Consider the following 532-nt stretch of genomic DNA (forward strand, 5'->3'; position numbering starts at 1 on the left):
GCCGCGAGCGCCGCGTCCTTCTTCGGGCGGTCGTCCGATGGGCCGGCCGAGGAGCCCCGTGCCACGCGCGGCGCCCACGCGGCCCCCGCCGAGTCCGCCGAGCCGGCCCCGGTCGAGGAGCCGACGATGGTCATCCCGGCCCTGGTCGAGGACGACGCACCCGTGCACTACGGGTACGCCCCTGGGCCCTACGGCGAGCAGGAGCAGGCCGAGGTCTACGCCGAGCAGGAGCCGGCCGCACCTCACGTCGAGCACGAGGTCGAGCAGGCTGCACCGTACGCCGCGGACGAGCAGCAGCTCGAGGTGGCCGAGGAGCCTGCGCCGGTCGGGGCCTACGCCCCGGTGCACGCCGACCCGACGAGCGCCCGAGGCCACGACCAGCAGGCCTACCAGCCGCAGCGGTACGACGGCGGGGTCGACACGTGGACCGGCCCGCAGACCCAGGTCGCCCAGCAGTCCCCGGCCTGGCAGCCGCAGCCCGCCTGGGAGCCCACCGAGGCCCCCGCGCCCGCTGCAGCCCAGGAGCAGCCGT

At 77.1% G+C, this 532-nt stretch carries 1 pseudogene; it reads left to right on the forward strand.

What is annotated here, in order from left to right:
* Positions 1-126: 126 nt before the first annotated feature.
* Positions 127-532: pseudogene (locus L0B03_RS18980) on the forward strand (hypothetical protein); the annotation flags it as partial.

Source organism: Actinotalea sp. C106 (genome assembly GCF_023630195.1).
Classification (GTDB): Bacteria; Actinomycetota; Actinomycetes; order Actinomycetales; family Cellulomonadaceae; genus Actinotalea.